This window comes from Halorientalis salina, from assembly GCF_005049285.1.
GTDB classification, from domain to species: domain Archaea; phylum Halobacteriota; class Halobacteria; order Halobacteriales; family Haloarculaceae; genus Halorientalis; species Halorientalis salina.
In genome coordinates this window covers 756698-773730 of the sequence record NZ_SOSC01000001.1, presented here as the reverse complement: position 1 = coordinate 773730, position 17033 = coordinate 756698, and the positions used below count along the sequence as shown (strand labels likewise).

Annotated in this window: 19 protein-coding genes; 10 read left to right on the top strand and 9 right to left on the bottom strand. The window is 65.9% G+C overall.

All coding sequences use genetic code 11. The features are described from left to right. Window positions 1-35 precede the first annotated feature (35 nt). Window positions 36-455, top strand: coding sequence for a universal stress protein (locus E2481_RS04025; protein WP_136715830.1), 420 nt, complete (start codon window positions 36-38; stop codon window positions 453-455). Between the two features lie 27 nt (window positions 456-482). On the opposite strand, the gene E2481_RS04020 is transcribed toward E2481_RS04025, so the two are convergent. Continuing rightward, the gene (locus tag E2481_RS04020) at window positions 483-1832 is read right to left on the bottom strand and encodes an alkaline phosphatase family protein (protein WP_136715829.1); all 1350 of its coding nucleotides are present in this window, start codon (window positions 1830-1832) and stop codon (window positions 483-485) included. Between the two features lie 525 nt (window positions 1833-2357). Here E2481_RS04020 and E2481_RS04015 point away from each other — a divergent pair. Further along, window positions 2358-3590 (top strand): carboxylate--amine ligase, encoded by a 1233-nt coding sequence (locus tag E2481_RS04015; RefSeq protein ID WP_136715828.1) that lies wholly within the window; start codon window positions 2358-2360, stop codon window positions 3588-3590. A 59-nt stretch (window positions 3591-3649) separates the two neighbouring features. Here the strand turns inward: E2481_RS04015 and E2481_RS04010 are convergent, their stop codons facing one another. Beyond that, window positions 3650-4183, bottom strand: a complete 534-nt coding sequence (locus E2481_RS04010) for an inorganic diphosphatase (protein ID WP_136715827.1) — start codon at window positions 4181-4183, stop codon at window positions 3650-3652. A gap of 313 nt (window positions 4184-4496) precedes the next feature. Here E2481_RS04010 and E2481_RS04005 point away from each other — a divergent pair, with 313 nt between their 5' ends. After that, the gene (locus E2481_RS04005; protein WP_136715826.1) at window positions 4497-4856 is read left to right on the top strand and encodes a PadR family transcriptional regulator; all 360 of its coding nucleotides are present in this window, start codon (window positions 4497-4499) and stop codon (window positions 4854-4856) included. On the opposite strand, the gene E2481_RS04000 is transcribed toward E2481_RS04005, so the two are convergent. Together E2481_RS04000 and rnhA are read right to left on the bottom strand one after the other, a co-directional pair. Further along, window positions 4837-5478: a DUF7108 domain-containing protein gene (locus E2481_RS04000; protein WP_250137715.1), complete on the bottom strand. Its 642-nt coding sequence runs from the start codon at window positions 5476-5478 to the stop codon at window positions 4837-4839. The genes E2481_RS04005 and E2481_RS04000 overlap by 20 nt on opposite strands. After that, window positions 5471-6064, bottom strand: a complete 594-nt coding sequence (gene rnhA / locus E2481_RS03995) for a ribonuclease HI (RefSeq protein WP_136715825.1) — start codon at window positions 6062-6064, stop codon at window positions 5471-5473. The genes E2481_RS04000 and rnhA overlap by 8 nt, the downstream gene beginning before the upstream one ends. Before the next feature lie 155 nt (window positions 6065-6219). Between rnhA and E2481_RS03990 the strand changes: the two genes are divergently transcribed. From E2481_RS03990 to E2481_RS03980, 3 genes are all read left to right on the top strand, one after another. After that, window positions 6220-7188, top strand: coding sequence for a transcription initiation factor IIB (locus tag E2481_RS03990; protein ID WP_136715824.1), 969 nt, complete (start codon window positions 6220-6222; stop codon window positions 7186-7188). Window positions 7189-7258: 70 nt separating this feature from the next. After that, the gene (gene nreA / locus E2481_RS03985; RefSeq protein ID WP_136715823.1) at window positions 7259-8524 is read left to right on the top strand and encodes a DNA repair protein NreA; all 1266 of its coding nucleotides are present in this window, start codon (window positions 7259-7261) and stop codon (window positions 8522-8524) included. Window positions 8525-8571: 47 nt separating this feature from the next. Further along, window positions 8572-8817 carry a hypothetical protein gene (locus E2481_RS03980; RefSeq protein WP_136715822.1) on the top strand — a complete coding sequence of 82 codons (246 nt, stop codon included), beginning with the start codon at window positions 8572-8574 and terminating at the stop codon, window positions 8815-8817. On the opposite strand, the gene E2481_RS03975 is transcribed toward E2481_RS03980, so the two are convergent. From E2481_RS03975 to E2481_RS03955, 5 genes are all read right to left on the bottom strand, one after another. After that, window positions 8814-9260, bottom strand: coding sequence for a DUF302 domain-containing protein (locus tag E2481_RS03975; protein WP_136715821.1), 447 nt, complete (start codon window positions 9258-9260; stop codon window positions 8814-8816). The genes E2481_RS03980 and E2481_RS03975 overlap by 4 nt on opposite strands. A gap of 65 nt (window positions 9261-9325) precedes the next feature. After that, a complete protein-coding gene (locus E2481_RS03970) occupies window positions 9326-9634 on the bottom strand; it encodes a DUF5789 family protein (protein ID WP_136715820.1) in 309 nt (102 codons plus the stop codon). Window positions 9635-9686: 52 nt separating this feature from the next. Next, the gene (locus E2481_RS03965; RefSeq protein ID WP_136715819.1) at window positions 9687-10112 is read right to left on the bottom strand and encodes a cupin domain-containing protein; all 426 of its coding nucleotides are present in this window, start codon (window positions 10110-10112) and stop codon (window positions 9687-9689) included. Between the two features lie 59 nt (window positions 10113-10171). After that, a complete protein-coding gene (locus tag E2481_RS03960; protein ID WP_136715818.1) occupies window positions 10172-10774 on the bottom strand; it encodes an LURP-one-related/scramblase family protein in 603 nt (200 codons plus the stop codon). A 250-nt stretch (window positions 10775-11024) separates the two neighbouring features. Then, a complete protein-coding gene (locus E2481_RS03955) occupies window positions 11025-12107 on the bottom strand; it encodes a tubulin/FtsZ family protein (RefSeq protein ID WP_136715817.1) in 1083 nt (360 codons plus the stop codon). A 77-nt stretch (window positions 12108-12184) separates the two neighbouring features. Between E2481_RS03955 and E2481_RS03950 the strand changes: the two genes are divergently transcribed. From E2481_RS03950 to E2481_RS03935, 4 genes are all read left to right on the top strand, one after another. Continuing rightward, complete coding sequence (locus E2481_RS03950; RefSeq protein ID WP_136715816.1) at window positions 12185-12790, top strand: DUF7310 family coiled-coil domain-containing protein; 606 nt, start codon at window positions 12185-12187, stop codon at window positions 12788-12790. Next, window positions 12790-13281 (top strand): DUF7311 family protein, encoded by a 492-nt coding sequence (locus E2481_RS03945; RefSeq protein ID WP_136715815.1) that lies wholly within the window; start codon window positions 12790-12792, stop codon window positions 13279-13281. The genes E2481_RS03950 and E2481_RS03945 overlap by 1 nt, the downstream gene beginning before the upstream one ends. A 96-nt stretch (window positions 13282-13377) precedes the next feature. Beyond that, entirely contained in the window at window positions 13378-15276 is a 1899-nt protein-coding gene (locus E2481_RS03940) for an ATPase, T2SS/T4P/T4SS family (RefSeq protein ID WP_136715814.1), read from the top strand. After that, window positions 15276-17015 carry a type II secretion system protein gene (locus E2481_RS03935; RefSeq protein ID WP_136715813.1) on the top strand — a complete coding sequence of 580 codons (1740 nt, stop codon included), beginning with the start codon at window positions 15276-15278 and terminating at the stop codon, window positions 17013-17015. Before E2481_RS03940 ends, E2481_RS03935 begins: the two co-directional genes overlap by 1 nt. The last annotated feature ends 18 nt before the right edge of the window (window positions 17016-17033 follow it).

Below are 17033 nucleotides of genomic sequence, written 5' to 3'. Positions count from 1 at the left end.
GTGTTTTTATCCGAATCCTCGGCGTAGCATCGGCTATGATCACTCGCGTTCTCGTTCCGATGGACGACTCGGAGATGGCGGAAGCGGCCCTCGAATACGCCCTCGACGCGCATCCGGACGCGGAAGTCACCGTGCTGAGCGTCGTCGGCGAGCCATCACCGATGTGGGGCCGAGCGACGTCCATCGCCGTCGAAGACGACGTCGAGCAAGCGGCACGGGACCGGGCCGCCCCTGTGTTCGAGCGCGCCCGTGAGATCGCGGCCGACGCCGACAGGGAGATCGATACCGAGGTCCAGCTGGGGAATCCGATCCGGGCGATCGTCAACCGGGCGGAGGACTTCGAGACGGTCGTCCTCGGGAGTCACGGCGGCACTCTGAGCGACTCGCTGATGGTCGGAAACGTCGCCGAAAAGGTCTTTCGTCGATCGCCCGTCCCGGTGACGGTCGTTCGGTAGCCCGGGTAGCGGAAACCAGTCCCGAGATCAGGAAGTCAGCAGACTCGACCCGTCGAACTCGGACCGGTTGTAGTCGACGTCGAGCAGTTCGAGCATCGTCGGGGCGATGTCGTAGAGGTCCGCGTCCTCGATGCGGGCGTCCGGCTCGTCGACGAACAGACAGGCGTTGTCGAAACTGTGCATCCCGTTGCGGGGGCCGACGTCGAACACCTCGTCGCTCCCCTTGAAGCCGGCCTTGAGGTCGAAGCCGTGGTTCGGAACGACGACCAGGTCCGGGGCGATGTCGGAGTGGTCGCCGCGGAAGGCGTCCTCCCTGGTGACGACGCGGTCGGCGACCTTCGTCCCGTCGGGTCCTTCCAGCGCTTCGAGTTCGGCCTGGAGTTCGTCGCGAACGTCCTCGTACTCGTCTTCGGGAACGGATCCGCGGGGTTCCCGTCCCTCCTTGTTGATGTAGAAGCGACCGGGGATGAGCGAGTAGGCTTTCGTCTCCTCGGCGATGTCGCCCAGTTCCTCGTGGTCGTCGTCCTGGTAGGAGAGCCAGCCCTCCTGTTCGAGCCACTCGTTGAAGTGGACCTCGTGGTGGAGCGTCGTGAAACCGTGGTCGGACGCGACGACGAGCGTCACGTCGTCGGGGAGGCTCTCGCGGATCTCGCCGATGTACTGGTCGACTTTGCGGTAAAAGTCGAGGAACTCCTCTTTGTACTCGCCGTCGTGTTCGTAGTCCTTGAACAGGAAGTGGTTGACCCGGTCGGTGGTCATGAACACGCCGAAAAACAGGTCCCAGTCGTCCTGTTCGATGTACTCGGTGAAGGCCTCGTGGCGACGGTCGAGCGTCTCGTGGGCGTCCTCGATGAAGTCGGCCTTGTCGTCGTCGTGGCCCAGTTTCGCGTTGACGTCGATCTTGTAATCGATTCCTTCCAGGTAGCCGGCGAACTCGTCAGGGTAAGCTGCCTTGTCGATGCTCGGCGAGAGGAAGCCGGACACCATGCGCTGGACGTCGCGCTGTGGCGGGAAGGTCACGGGGACGTTCATGACGGTCGCGCGGCGGTCGGCGTCGTGGACGCGGTTCCAGATGCGCGTCGCCTGAACGTCACGGCCCATCGGGACGTACGTCTCGTAGGAGCCGACTTCACGGTCCTGGAACCCGTAGACGCCGGTTTCGCCCGGGTTGACGCCGGTCGTCAGCGCCGGCCAACAGGCCGACGACTCCGGCGGCACGATGCTGTCGATCGGCCCCGAACTCCCCTCCTCGGCTATCGCCGCGAGGTTCTCGAACTCGTCGAAATGCTCGGCGAGCATACTGTACGGCACCCCGTCGATCCCGATGAACGCGACCCGGGGACCATCGTCGCCTCGAATCCGGTCGAACAGACCCATACCACCCGTTACCGTGACCGGGCACAAGAACCTTCTTTTCGCGGTGGATGCCTCTCTTCGTCCCTGATACCGGCAAGAAACGTCACGTATCGGACTCGCACTCGTCGCTCCGGGACCCGTCCGCGTCGGGATCGAAGTTCTCGGGCACCACCGTCACGTGGAACAGACCGCCGGTGTGTCGTTCGGTCGCCATCGTAGTATGGAATACGGACGGGACGCCCAAATAATTACTCATAAGCATAACACATGGTGGGCGTGGCCGGGATAACCACAGAACATAGACGGTCTGCCGTCGGGTGACGGAACGAGCGCGGTGATTCCGGGCCACGGTCGGTATCCGTCATCTCCCCTGCTGATCGGTGCCCGTGAACGGATTCGAAACGGAACGAACGTGCTGGTCCGTCGGACATCTCCGTTGAATAACTGTCCTACTGGTGTCGTGTCGAGACGCGGTTCCGACGAAAGACCCGTCTTTCCCTGGGCAGGCTACCTATACTAATTCCAAGGCCCGTTGGGGACTGGGTAATGGCCACTGGCAGTGTCCTCGTGTTGACGACCCAGAACCAAACCGGACTCGCTATCGTCCGATCGCTCGGGCGACGTGACGTTTCGGTCGTCGCGGGTGGACCCACGGAGCCGACACTCGGGATGCTCTCGCGGTTCAGCGACGAGCGGTTCGTCCATCCCGACCCCAGAGAGAATCACCAGGCGTTCATCGACCACCTGCTCTCGTATCTGGACGAGCGGGACCACGAGTTCGTGTTCGGCCCGACCGACTCGATGACCTCTCTCCTCTCGAAACACGGCGACGAGATCGAATCGACGGGGACCCGCGTCGCGGCCGAGGACTGGGACACGTTCCAGGAGGTATTCGACAAGGGGCGCCTCTTCGAGCGCGTGTCATCGCTGGACGTTCCGACCCCCGAGACCGCGGCTCCGTCCGGATTGAGCGAGGTCGAGCGAATCGCCTCGGACCTCTCGTATCCGGTCGTGGTGAAACCGCGGAGCAAGACGCGATGGGACGACCGGGGCCAGTGTCAGACCCACCTCGTCGACGACCGGAACTACGCGAACTCCCCGTCGGAACTCGTCGAGACCTACCGAACGCTGCTTTCGTCGACTCCCGAACTCCACGACTGGCAGCCGCTCGTCCAGGAGTACGTTCCCGGCGAGACGACGACGACGGTCGTCCTGGCAGACGACGGCGAGGTCCGCGCACACTTCCAGGAGCGTCGCCTCCGGACGGTGCCGCCCTCCGGCGGGAGTTCGGCCCTGCTTTCCGCCGTCGACGACCCGGCGATGCTCGACTACGCGGCTCGCGTGATCGACGTCTTCGACTGGACCGGCCCGGCACAGGTGGAGTTCATGGAGCGACCGGACGGCGAGTACGTTCTCATCGAGATGAACGGCCGCTACTGGGGGTCGCTCCCGTTCGCGATCAACTGCGGCGTCGATTTCCCGTGGTTGCACTACCGACAGCTCCGCGGCGAGCGGGTGGGCCACGACGGCGACTACCGGACCGACGTGGTCCAGCGTCGCACCTCCGAGGACTTCGAGTGGCTCAGCCACCAGTTCTCGGACGGAAACATCCGCGCGATGGCCCCATTTCTGGCCGATTTCCTCCGCGTGGACCACACCTTCGTCTCGCTGTCGGATCCGCTCCCGACTGCCTGGCTACTGGGACAACTGCCGAAAGTCCTGCTCGGTGAACTCCGGGAGCTATCGCGCGGTCGAACACCGATCCCGTCTCGACCGTAGCCGACGCCGGGGCTGTTGGTCGGCGGTGAGCGAAAAAATCGCGGCGGTCCGCGGGCCAGTTAGGCGAAGTTCTCCTCGTAGAGGTCCATCGCGTGCTCGATGGCGTCTTTCGCTGCGGCCTTGTCCTCCCAGCCCAGCGTCTCGACTTCCTTGCCCGCTTCGAGGTTCTTGTAGGTCGCGAAGAACTCGTCGATTTCGTCCAGAGTCTGCTGTGGGATGTCCTCGAGGTCCTCGATGTGATCGTACCGGGGGTCCTCGGTCGGAACGGCGATGACCTTGTCGTCCTGCTCGCCGTCGTCGTCCATCTTCATCATCGCGACCGGACGGGCCTCGATGACGCAGCCGGGGAACGTCTGGTCTTCGACGAGCACCAGCACGTCGAAGGGGTCCTCGTCGTCGTAGTAGGTCTGCGGGAGGAACCCGTAGTCGGACGGATAATGGACGTTCGAGTGCAGCACTCGGTCCAGAACGACGCCGGGGACGTCCTTGTCGTATTCGTACTTGTTACGCTCGCCTTTGAGACACTCGACGACCGCGTAGATCTCTTCGGGCGGGTTCGGACCCGTCTCCATGTCTTCCCAGAGGTTCGTCATCACCCGCGTCTGCGACAGGAGGCCAAAAAGTACTTTCGTAATCCGGTCAGACCTCCGGCAAAGGCCACCGCCCACCCGTCCCGCTGACGGACCACAGGTCTCCCCACTCGAACCCGATCGGTCCGCGATCGAAACCCGGCCAACAAATATATGAGATATAATAGGACTGGGAACTAAGTTACAAAACCTCGTGGTAAGTATATGGTCTCCGAGGTGTTTGAATGGATAACAAGGACTTCTATCATGGATAATATCCCCGGAAACTCGAATTGAGTTAACAAGCGTTAAATGTCTTGATGACATTTAGCTAAGTATGTCAGAGACACAAACTGTAGACGGAAAAATGGACGTCGCAAGAGAACTCACCGCCTTCCAGCAGAACATTCTCGCCATCCTCTCGGAGGAGCCCCGGTACGGCCTCGCGATCAAGCGCGAGCTCGAATCGTACTACGACTCGGAGGTCAATCACGGTCGGCTCTACCCGAACCTCGACGACCTCGTCGAGATGGACTTAGTCGAGAAAAGCGAACTCGACAAGCGGACGAACCAGTACGCCCTCACCGAGAAGGGTCACGACGCGGTTCTCGACCAGCTCGGCTGGGTGTTCGGGAAGTTCGTCACGGACGACGAGCGCGCCGACGAGATCGAGTCGCTCATTCAGCAGCACCGGTAAGCGACCGGCCGACCTCGATAGTGATCTCGACTGACCGTTCGATGGCTTCGCGTTGCTCGTCGCTGGGCCACGCGTTCCGCCTGAAATAGTCGGTTACGAACTCTTCTTTTTCGTCGTCAGTCGCCGACTCCACCGCCCGCGCGTAGTGGTTACTCATGAACTCGGCGAACACCGCGGCGTTTTGACCGTGGACCGCCCCGTATTCGGCCTCGACTTCGGCGACGACTTCGCTGTTGTGTTCCTCGACGACCGCCCAGTCGTCGGCCTCGCCTGGCCCGGAGAGCGGTCGTTCGATGCCCCGGTCGACGTCATCGATCTGATCGACCTGTACCAGGCCGTCGTCGAGCCACTCCTGGGGATGGAGCACGAGGACATCGCGCGAGTCGTCCTCGCGGACCCGCACCCTGTAGCCGTGGTCCGCGAGCAACGACGCCCGCCGGTCGCGGTAGGCCTCGGCCTCGCTGTCGTCGACGGCCTCGCGAGCGAGGCGGGTCAGTCGTTCGGCTTCGTCGACTACCTCGGTCGGCACGTCCGCGGCTGTTTCGTCGTCGGTCGCCCTTTCCTCGGACTGTCGGTCCTCGCCGCCGCGTTCGTCGTCGTGGTCGCTGTTTGCCTCAGTCATCGTCGAGTGCGTCGTTGGCTAGTTGGTCGGCGCGCTCGTTTATCTCCCGCGGTACGTGCGTCAGCGACCAGTCGTCGAACTCGGTAAGGAGTTCGCGGACGGTCACGCGGTACTCCCTGAGTTCGGGGTCGTTCGTGTCGTACTCGCCGCGGACCTGTTTGACGATCAGCTCCGAATCGCCGCGGATCTCGACGGTGTCGAACCCGTACTCGCTGGCGACCCGCAGCGCCTGGATCAGGGCCTCGTACTCGGCCTGGTTGTTCGTCGCCCGCCCGATCGTCTTGCTCCCCTCGGTGGCGATGCCGTCCCCTGTCACGATGACCCAGCCGATGGCCGCCGGCCCGGGGTTTCCGCGACACGCGCCGTCGAAGTAGACGTGGGCGCGGCCGCCGCCGTCGCGGAGCAACGCCTCGATGGCCTCGGGTGATTCCCCCTGGACGACGACCTTTCCGTCGTACGCGACAGCGGTGGCTCCCCCGTGGTCGGCCCGCCAGCGTTCGTGGTCCGTGTTCCCCTCCGAAACCTCGACGCCGGCGTCGACGAGTCGCTCCCGGGCCGCCTCGGCGTCGCACTCGATGACAGGCATTGGCTGGGGTTGGCCCACGACCCCGCTTATACTTTCGGTCCGGCGGCCCCGACCGGCGTCGGCCGGCCGCTTCTGCGGATCGTTCCCGATTGCCCGAAGCATAAAATATTTGCCTAAGAGCTTAAGACGCGCGGTATCACTACTATAAAAACGCGATGACACGGTCCACCCGTCAACGGGAGCGCGAACGCGAGACCGAGACCGAACGGGGCGGCGATCAGGAGGGGGTTCGCGTCTGTCCGGAATGCGATTCGGCGGAACTCGTCAAGGACGCCGATCGGGGGGAGTTGATCTGTGACGACTGCGGGTTGGTCGTCGAGGAGGACAACATCGATCCGGGCCCGGAGTGGCGGGCGTTCAATCACAGCGAGCGCCAGGAGAAGTCCCGCGTCGGCGCGCCGACGACCAAGACGATGCACGACAAGGGACTGACCACGACCATCGACTGGAAGGACAAGGACGCCTACGGGCGCTCGATCTCCTCGAAGAAGCGGAGCCAGATGCACCGACTCCGGAAGTGGCAAGAGCGCATCCGGACGAAAGACGCCGGCGAGCGCAACCTCCAGTTCGCCCTCTCGGAGATCGACCGCATGGCCTCGGCGCTGGGCGTTCCGCGCGCCGTCCGGGAGGTCGCCTCGGTCATCTATCGCCGGGCACTCAGCGACGACCTCATTCGCGGTCGTTCCATCGAGGGGGTCGCGACCAGCGCCCTGTACGCGGCCTGTCGGAAGGAAGGCATCCCGCGGAGTTTAGAGGAGATCTCGGAGGTCTCCCGCGTCGAGCGCAAGGAGATCGGTCGCACCTATCGGTACATCTCCCAGGAACTCGGCCTGGAGATGGAACCCGTCGATCCGAAAAAATACGTCCCCCGCTTCTGCTCGGAACTCGACCTCCCCGAGGAGGTCCAGACCAAAGCCAACGAGATCATCGAAACCACCGCCGAGAAAGGACTGCTCTCCGGGAAGTCCCCGACCGGGTACGCCGCCGCCGCTATCTACGCCGCCTCGTTGCTCTGTAACGAGAAGAAGACCCAGCGCGAAGTCGCGGACGTGGCTCAGGTGACCGAAGTCACCATCCGGAACCGCTACCAGGAACAGATCGAAGCGATGGGCATCCACAGTTAGGGCCGCGCCGACTCGCGATTTCTCGGCCACGACGGAGGATTCATACCCCGTCCGTCCCAATCGCGGGTAGATGCGGCTCGACGACTTCATCGAGGACTTCCAGCGCGACGAATCCGCCGATTTACAGCGGTTAGCCGAGGAGAAGTCCTACGCTATCACGGAGTACTTAGACGACGTCGAGCAGCAACTCGACGAGCGCGTGCAGGGCGACGCGATCTTCGGGTCGACCGCCCCCTCGATCTTCGTCGGGCGATCGAACTATCCCGAGGTGTCGACGGGACTGCTCTCGCCGGTCGGCGGCCCCGACACCGACCCGACGGACTACGTCACCAGCGGCGAGTGGTACCAGCAGGGCTACTCCATCGACGACGTGTTCCAGCGCCGGACCGGGCTGCTCAACTCCACGCGCTCGGCCAGCGTGGACGTCAACGACGTGTGGGACGGCTTCGTCGGCGTCCAACGTGAGGTCGCTATCGCCGACGACCCGGTCGACGTGGAGATCGGCCTCACCGACACGCCGGACCTCGACGTGGACATGGACGACATCGGCGCGCCGCGCGGGCCGCGCGCTCGCGCTAACGACGCGACCCTGGCGGAGAACCCCTCGGTGCCCCGGGCCGTCGAGAAGACGCTCGAAGACGACGACTGGCAGGCCCAGGGCGCGATGACCTACCTCTACCGCCGGGGATTCGACGTGTACGAAATAAATACGATTCTTTCCGCGGGCGCGCTCGGTCAGGGCGAGAACCGACGGCTCGTGCCGACGCGCTGGTCAATCACCGCCGTCGACGACACCGTGGGCCAGTATCTCCGGGGGACCATCCGGAACGCCCCGAGCATCGACCAGACCGAGGTCCGGGTCAACGAGTACATGGGTAACACCTACTGGGTCATCATGGCCCCCGGGAACTGGGAGTTCGAGTTGGTCGAACTCAAAGCGCCGGGGAGCATCTGGAACCCGGACCCCGACGGGCAGATGTACATGGCCGCCGACAGCGAGGGGTACGAAGGACGCACCGAGTACGTCGACGAGACCTCCGGCGCGTACTACGCTTCACGGCTGGGCGTCCTCGAACACCTCCAGGAGCGCGGCCTACAGGCAAAGTGTCTGGTCGTCCGCTACGCCTCCCCCGAGTACTGGGCACCCGTCGGCGTCTGGCAGATCCGCGAAGGCATCCGGCACGCCTTCGAGCAGGACAAGACCGGCGAGGCCGAGAGCTTCCACGACGCCATCCGGGAGCTCGCGCCGCACTTCCCGGTGTCGCTTGCCGAACTCCGCCGGAAGTCCGGCATGGTGTCTGGACTGCAGGCACAACTCGGGGACTTCGGGACGTAGCGCCGAAGCCAGCGAACATTTATTTCCGGCCCGCCTCACTGCCAGGCATGACCGTCCTCCTGTTCGTCGTGCCCGGCGCGCTCGAACTCGCCGTTATCCTCCTCGTCGCCGTCCTCCTGCTCGGTATTCCGCTGCTGGTCTTGCTCGGCGTCGCCAGTGGACTCACGTTGCTCGGTGCCGACGACGAGGACATCGACGATCTGCGCGACCGCGTCGACGAACTCGAAGCGCAAATCGCGGCGGAGAACTCCGGGGAAGGGGACGAGCGGACCGACGACCGCGAACGGAACTAGGCCGAGTCGAGGTTCGCGAACGCTTCCTCGACGTACTCGCCGGTCGTGTCGATGATGTCCTGCCAGGCGTCGTCGTCCTCGGCCATGCCGAGCAGGCGAGCGACCTTCATGATCGAGAGGTGGTAGACGCGCTGGCGGCCGGGTTCTTCCTCCCAGACCACGACGTTACAGGGCATGATTCCCCCGAGCGCCATGCACTCGTCGAGCGCTCGGTCGGCGACCTCGGGATTGCACGCGCCGAGCACGTAGTAGGGGTCCCGGTCCGCGTCGATCTTCTCGGCGAGCATCTCCGAGACCGAGAACTCCACGGCCACGCCGAAGCCGGCATCTTTGAACACCTCTCGCGTGTGTTCGATGGCTTCCTCGTGCTCCATCTCCAGGATCGCCTGTTTCTCACCGTAGTCGTCCGGGTCGAGGTTCGCGGGGTCGATAGGGAGCGTCATTCGTATTGACGAAGACGGCCCCGGGAGAAAAGCCTGCTGCAGGAATGTTCGAACCGAACAATACCCTACTCGTCCGCGGTCGGGATCGGGCCGGTACCGATGGCGTCCTCGACGGCGTTCTCGAACTCCTGGCGCTTCTCGAAGTACGGCACGTCCACGTCGTCCAAGACGTCGCCGAGTTTGCGCGGCCCCTCCGGCGTGCGGATGACCGTTTCGCCCTCGCGGCGGCGCACCTCGCTTTTTTCGACGCCCCACATCAGTCGCGCGGAGACACGGGCGAGCGGCGCGCCCTCGACGGGTTCGCCGTCGCCGAGTTCGACGGGGTGTTCTTCTTCCTCGGCTTCCTCGCCCTCGGGTTCCTCGTCGTCAGCCATGGCCGACGGTTCTCAGGGCCGCTGATTAGTTGTTTCGAACCATCCCAGCGAGTCACGACTCCCAGACTGTGTCGTCGTCGGTCAGGTTCACCTTGAACACGAGAATCCTGAATACTCGGTCGGCGTCGTTGATCACTTCGTGGACGTCCCCCGGTTCGCAGATGATGACCTCGCCTTCCTCTGGCGTTACTTCCGTGCCGTCGACGACGAGCGTACCACCGGCCTGCTGGATGTAGAACACTTCCTCGGTCTCCCGGTGAAAGTGCGGTTCGACGTGTTCGCCGGGTGGAATTTCGACCACTTGCAGGAGGTTTCCGCCGAACTCACTCGACTCACTCCGTTCATCTCGTTCCTCCGGCGACTTCCCGCTCGCTCCGCTCACGGGAATCCCGTCGAAACCGATCTCTTCCTCCGTGGCGAGGATCTGTTTGCGGTAGCTGTCGCGTTCTTTCCACTCGGACGGTTCGGGTTGTTTCATCAGGCGTGTATTGCCGAACGGCGAGTTTCAATGTTCGCCCTGCTCGGCCAGATGCCTGTTCACTGGTTTTCGAGGGCGTCGAGGATACACGCCGAGGCGATCACTGCCTCTTTCGGGATGTCGCTGGCGTCGTCGATGCTGACGGTGTAGGCGTCCCGTAGCGAGAACTGTCCCTCGATGTCGCCGACGTGGTCGCCGGCAGCGTCGAATATCTCGTATTTGTTCGGGATCAGATTCGCGACGGAGACCAGATGCCGGAGCGCCGAGAGGGGCTTGCTCTTCGACTGAATGGTCGCCAGGGCGTCCCCCGTTTCGGGGTCTCGAACCGTCCAGTTCTCCACGAACAACGAGAAGTCCTCGTCGAGGACGACGACCTCCTCGCCGGTGCCCGCGTCCGTGATGGTGTAGTTCCCCGCGACGTCCATGATGCCGCCGGCTTTGACGCTGAACGCGTCTTCGCCGTCGCCAGTGACGAACGGGAACTCCTCTTTCATCTTGAACATCTTCTGCTTCCCACGGAGGACGACGTCGCCGGCGCTGTCGCGGACGACGTACTTGTTCCGGATCGCTGACTGTTTGACTTCGTAGCGGTCGTCGTCGAGCTCGACCGTCGAGATGTCGTAGGCACCCGACGCCGGATCGTCAGTGGAGGGCTCGGACATAGGTAAGCGGAGGACCGTCTTCCGAGAAAAACCTTCTGCTCGATCCACACGTTCAACTTCCGGGATCTCTCGATTTAGTCCCGGTCGAGGAATCACTGTCGGTAACTCGAAAAAGCATGCGTTGCCGGGACGAGCATCCGCGCGAGCGAAGCGAGCGCGGTTCACGCGCCCGGAGGGCGCGCCTTTTTTAGTCCAGGTTTTTGCTTCGGGGGGTCGCCGCTGGCGACCCCCCGACGTAAAAAAGTGGGTTCTAGAAAAGGTCGTCCAGATCGTCGTTCTCGAAGGCAGCGGCGGCGTCCTCGCCGCCGGAGGCCTGGCGCTGTTCCTCGGCCTCCCGGGCGCGGTCCATGAACTCGTCGATGCGCTGGGAGCCTTCCACACCACCGAGGAGGACGAGCGTGGCGATACGTTCGGAGTTGAGCGGGAAGTCCCCGCCCCGGACTTCGAGGCTGCCGGTCTCCTCTTCGAGCCACTTGCGGGCGCGCTCGACGCCTTTGCGGGCGATGCGGTCGGGGTGGCCGGCGACGATGAGGAGGGCTTTGTCGGCCTTGACGGCCTGGGGGAGGCTAGTCCCGGTCATCAGGGCTTTGCGGGTCGCGGAGGTGATGACGTTGATGTTCTCCTCGGCGTCCTCGGCGGCCGTCGCGGAGGCGTAGCCCAGCGAGGCGATCCCGCCGTTCTTGAGGGTGTTGATGATTTCGCTGGAGTCGACGACCGACTCGCCGACGCCGTCGATGACCTCGCCGGCGGCCAACAGCAGGCCGATACGTTCGGCGATGCGGTCGTTGATCTGGTCGAACCCTTCCTCTAAGCTCTCGCCGGAGGACTTCCAGGCGTCGTTGTCGATGAGGAGGACCGAATCGGACTCGCGGGCGAACGTCTTGAGCGAGCGGCCGGCGTTGGCCTGGTAGATTCCCCCTTCGTCTCGTCCGGGGAGGACGCCGATGCCGTAGACGGGGATGTCGTAGATGCGCTGGAGCTGCCGGGTGAGCATCGGAGCGCCGCCGCTGCCGGTGCCGCCGCCGAGACCGGCGACGACGAAGACGGCGTCGGATTTGCTGGTGACGCGGCCGTCGAGTTCGTCCATCACCTCGGTGGCCTCGTCTTCCATGATCTCCGCGCCGAGTTCGTTGTCACCGCCGACGCCGTGACCCTTCACCCGATCCTGTCCGATGAGCATCGTGTCGATGTCGAGACTCTGCAGGTCCGTGCGGGCGGTGTTGACCGCGAACGCGCCTTTGACCGCCTCGAAGCCGCGTTCGTAGTCGAACTCCGCCAGCGCCTGCGTGATCTTCCCTCCTGCTTGTCCGACACCAATCAGGACGACTTTCATATCCGGTACGTGGTGGTACCGGCTATTTAACGTTGGGTGGCCGAAGCTTCTTAACCCGAGACGGGGCCACCGTCCGTATGTCGGACACCGAGACACTGGACGAGCGGCTCCGGGCGGTCGAACGGGCACTGACTGGAACTGATCGGGAGCTCGCGGGGCTGGCCGACGCCGCCGACCTCGCGACTCGTATCGACGACCTCGAGAGCCGTCTGGACGGAATCGAGTCCCAGCTGGCCGACCTCGAAGCCAGCACGCAGGCCGTCCGCGGGTACGTCGGCAACGTTCGCTCGGTCAATCGCGACGTGGAGCAACGCGCGGACCTCGCACTCGCGAAGGTCGAGCGACTCGAAGAGCGACTGGACGATGAATCGGGTCGACAGAGCGATGGGAGACGGGAGCGACCCGCGGACGACCGTGGTGCGAGCAGGAGCGGCCGCGGGGTCGGCGACGATTCCGCTGGCGGCACCCGGAGGGATAGCGGGAAACCGCGCTGGACCGAGGGCGCGGACAGGTCACCGCAGCGCGGGTCACCGGACGAGGCAACAGCGGGCTGTGGTTCACCCGACGTGGACTCACAGCAGCGAGCGCAAACCCAGCGACGGGCTGCCGGCCGAACCGCCGACAGCGAGTCGGAGGCAGACGACGACGGTGGCTTCCTCGCGGGGCTGACCGGGTCGCTGTAATGCTCCGGGTCGTCGTGGCCGTCGCGCTCGCGGTGGCGTTGCTGGCGGTGACGCTGCCGGCACTGGAGACTGCCCGCGCCGACCGCAGCGAGCACCGCGTCGAGGGGGAAATCGACGGGCTGGCGGCCGCAATCGAAGACGTGTACGCTCGCGAAAGCGCAGCACCTGCGGGCTCGGCGGGCGCGCGGCGCGTCGTGACGCTCCGGGTTCCGGCGCAGTCGTGGACCGACGCGGGAATCGAGTACGTCGCTATCGGGGGCCGTCCCGATTGGTCCGACGTCGACGACCGAAACAGCACAGTGCTGGCATGGCAGGTCACCGGTCGCGAACCGCAGGAACGACGAATCCCGGACGTAACGGTCGCTGGCGACACCGGCGGTGACACCGGCTCCGTGGTCATCCGGGAGCCGGGGATCCATAGATTATCTGTTGCTCTGATAGAACGGGGTGATGAGACGGCGGTCGTCGTTCGACGAGTGGGCGACGAGTGACCAGTTCGGTCGTCGCCCCTTCCCATCGTTTCACGGATTGGACGCCGGCTTGACCGACCCCGAGGTTCAAGTACGAGAACGGGACGAGCCCCGGCCATGCGAACGCTCTTCGAGCGGTTCACGGACCCGGAACCCACCGACGCGTGTGGGTGCGACCCCGCCTTCGAGGGTGACCGGCTGGTCGTCGACGCGTCGGACTGTCCCGGCGGCGGGCACCTGGCGACCGACCCCGACTGCAGAGCCACCGTCGTCGAACGACTGCGCGAGCGCGACGCCGACGCCGTGAGTACCCGGTCCGCTGGCATGGAGCGGGCCTACGAGAACGACGCGGCCGCCCTACTCGTCGCCGCGGGCCGGTTCGCTGACGCGGTCGCGTTCCGTGACTCGGACCTGGCCACGCGGGCTTGTCGCGACCCGCTCGGTGCCGCCAGAGAGGCGACCGGCCGCGCCGGTCCCGTCTCCGACATCGCTGCCGAAACTGGACTGGCCGAACTGGCCGCCCGGGCCGATAGCTACGAGGGCGCACTCGCGCCGTCGGTCGGCCCGGTTATCAGCCGGGCGCGGGTCGGGGTGCGGCCGCCGGCCGACGCGCGGTTCGAGTCCCAACGAGAACTCGACACGGGTGCGGTCGTGCGCGTCTACGAACAGCCGACGACGGAACGACGACTGTACCACCTCGAACCGGTTGAACACGAACTCGACGAGCGTGCCACGGCGACCCTTTCGGCCGCCTACGACCGACTCGCCAGCGGTGCGGTCACTGGTGGACAGCGCGCACCGGCTCGGGCGGTCAGGCGGGTCGTGGACGACGGCCAGGACCAGGTGCGGACGCTGGAAGCGGTCCTGCAGAAACACACGCGGGGATATGGGGTGCTGGTCGATCTCTTCGCGGACGACCGCGTCTCGGACGTGTTCGCGACAGCCCCGACGGACGCGAATCGGTTGCGCGTGCGGGTCGACGGCGAGACGATGCGGACGAACGTCCGGGTGACGACCGAGGGCGTCGAGGCGCTGGCGTCCCGCTTTCGCCGGGAGAACGGACGGGCGTTCTCGCGGGCGAGTCCGACGCTCGACGCGACGGCGACCGTGGGCGACCGCCGCCTCAGAGTGGCTGGCGTGACCGAACCCGTCAGCGAGGGGATCGCCTTCGCCTTCCGCGCCCACGAGCGGGAGGCCTGGACACTCCCGGCGCTCGTGGAAAACGGGACGCTCCCGGCCGAGGCCGCTGCCTTGCTCTCCCTGGCCGTCGAGCGCGACGCGGCGACGCTCCTGGCTGGAACTCGCGGGGCCGGGAAGACGACGCTCCTGGGGGCGCTGCTGTGGGAACTCCCGGCCGATACTCGAACTGTGGTCATCGAGGACACGCCGGAACTCCCGGTCGAACGGCTCCAGACGGCCGGCCGGGACGTCCAGTTGTTGCGTGCGGCCGACGACGATGGGGCGGGCGTCCCGCCGTCCGAGGCGCTCCGGACGGCGCTCAGACTCGGCGAGGGAGCGCTGGTCCTCGGCGAAGTTCGCGGCGAGGAAGCCGCTGTACTCTACGAGGCGATGCGAGTGGGCGCGAGCGGGAGCGCGGTCCTCGGGACGATCCACGGCGACGGCGGCGCGGACGTACGCGAGCGCGTCGTCTCGGACCTCGACGTCGCGCCCTCGTCGTTCGGCGCGACGGATCTGCTCGTGACCTGCGAGCCCTACCAGTCGGCCGAAGGGCGGGCTCGCAGGGTAAAAGCCATCGAGGAGGTCACGTACGGGGACGAGGGCGTGCGCTTCGAGCCGCTGTTCGAACTCGACGACGGCGAACTCGTCTCGACGGGTCGAATCGCTCGCGGGAACAGCCGATTGGTGGACGGACTCGCCAGGTCTGGCGAACGGTACGCCGCGGTCCGCGAGCGACTCGACGATCGGGCGTCGTGGCTGGGCGACCTCGCGACGGCCGGTCGGACGGACCCCGAAGCAGTGTGTAACGCCCACGCGCGGCGTCGGGAGGCGCGTTGATGCATCCCACCGAGCACGCGGTCCGTGGACTGGCTCGGCTCTACCCCTGGCCCGTGGAGGCGAGCGAAGAACTGGACCGCGCGCTGGGGTTTCTCGGAACGGCGACGATGCCCGAGACGGTCGTCCGGGCCGGCTACGGTGCGGCGCTTGCCTGGTCCCCGTTGGTCGTCGTCGGCGTCGTCCTCGTACCGACTGCGCTGGTCCCGGTCGTCGGACTCTGTGGAGTGGCTGCACTGCTGGGGCTCGTCCACGCCGTCCACACTGCCCCCCGAGTACTCGCGACGGCGCGTCGCACGCGGGCGCTCGGCGAGGCTCCGGCGCTGGTCAGCCGGGCCGTCCTCCGGATGCGGATCACGCCCGCGACGGAGTCGGCGGCCGCCTTCGCCGCCGAAACCGGACGGGGGCCGCTGGCAGCGAGTCTCCGGGAGCACGTCCGCCGAGCGGCCGGGAATCCGCGTTCGGGACTCACGGGCTTTACCGTGGAGTGGGACGAGTGGTTCCCGGCGCTCCGGCGTGCACTCCTGTTAGTGGAGTCGGCCGGTACGGCCCCGCGGGGCGAGCGCGAGCGGACGCTCGACCGCGGGCTGGACGCGGTGCTCGACGGGGCTCGCGACGAGATGGCCGGGTTCGCGGCGAGTCTCCAGGGGCCCGCGACGGCGCTGTACGCGTTCGGCGTCCTGCTCCCGCTGGCGCTCGTCGCACTGCTCCCGGCCATCGGGATGACCGGCGTCTCGGTCCCGCTGGCTGGAATCGTTCTCCTTTACGACCTCCTCCTGCCAGGCGTCCTGCTCGCGGCCAGCGTCTGGCTACTCGTCCGGCGCCCCGTAACCTTCCCGCCACCGAGTATCGACCGCTCACATCCCGACCTCCCGGATCGTGCCTGGCCGCCCGTCGTCGCAGGTGCGGTGACGGCTGCGGTGAGTGGCTTCGCTGGAACGGTACTGGTCGGCATCTGGACCGGACCCTTGGCCGCCATCGGCTGTGGGACCGGGACCGCACTCGTCGTCCACTATCGACCCGTCAAAGCGGTCCGGGACCGCGTACGTGCTGTCGAGGACGGGCTGGCCGACGCGCTGTACCACGTCGGCCGCCGCGTCGAGGAGGGGCAGGCGGTCGAGACGGCCGTCGAGTCCGCCGCCGAGGAGGTGACCGACGCGACGGGGCAGGTCCTGGCCGACGCCGCGCACCGACAGCGACAGCTGAAAGTCGGCGTTCGGGAGGCGTTCCTCGGCGAGCACGGGGCGCTGGCGACGGTACCGAGCTCTCGTGCCAGGAGTACCGCGACGCTGCTTTCACTCGCCGCCCGCGAGGGGCGACCGGCCGGCGGTGCAATCGTCGCGATGGCCGACCACCTGGAGGAACTGGCGACGGTCGAACGGGACGCTCGCCATCGCATCGGACAGGTGACCAGCACGCTCGCGAACACAGCGGCGGTCTTCGCGCCGCTGGTCGCCGGCGCGACCGTTGCGCTGGCCGATGGTATGACGATGGGTGGCAGTAGCGCCGGGAGCAGCGGAGCGGGTGAAACCATGGCCACGGCCGGTGGACCCGGAACGGCGGGCCTCGGTCTCGCCGTTGGGATCTACGTGCTCGTCCTTGCCGCCCTGCTCACGACGCTTTCGACCGGCCTCTCGCGGGGACTCGACCGGGCGCTCGTGGGCTATCGCGTCGGCTGGGCGCTGGTCGCTGCGACCGCGACGTATCTGGCGTCGTTCTACGCGGCGGGTCTCCTCCTCTGAGACGCCTGAAGTTTAAGT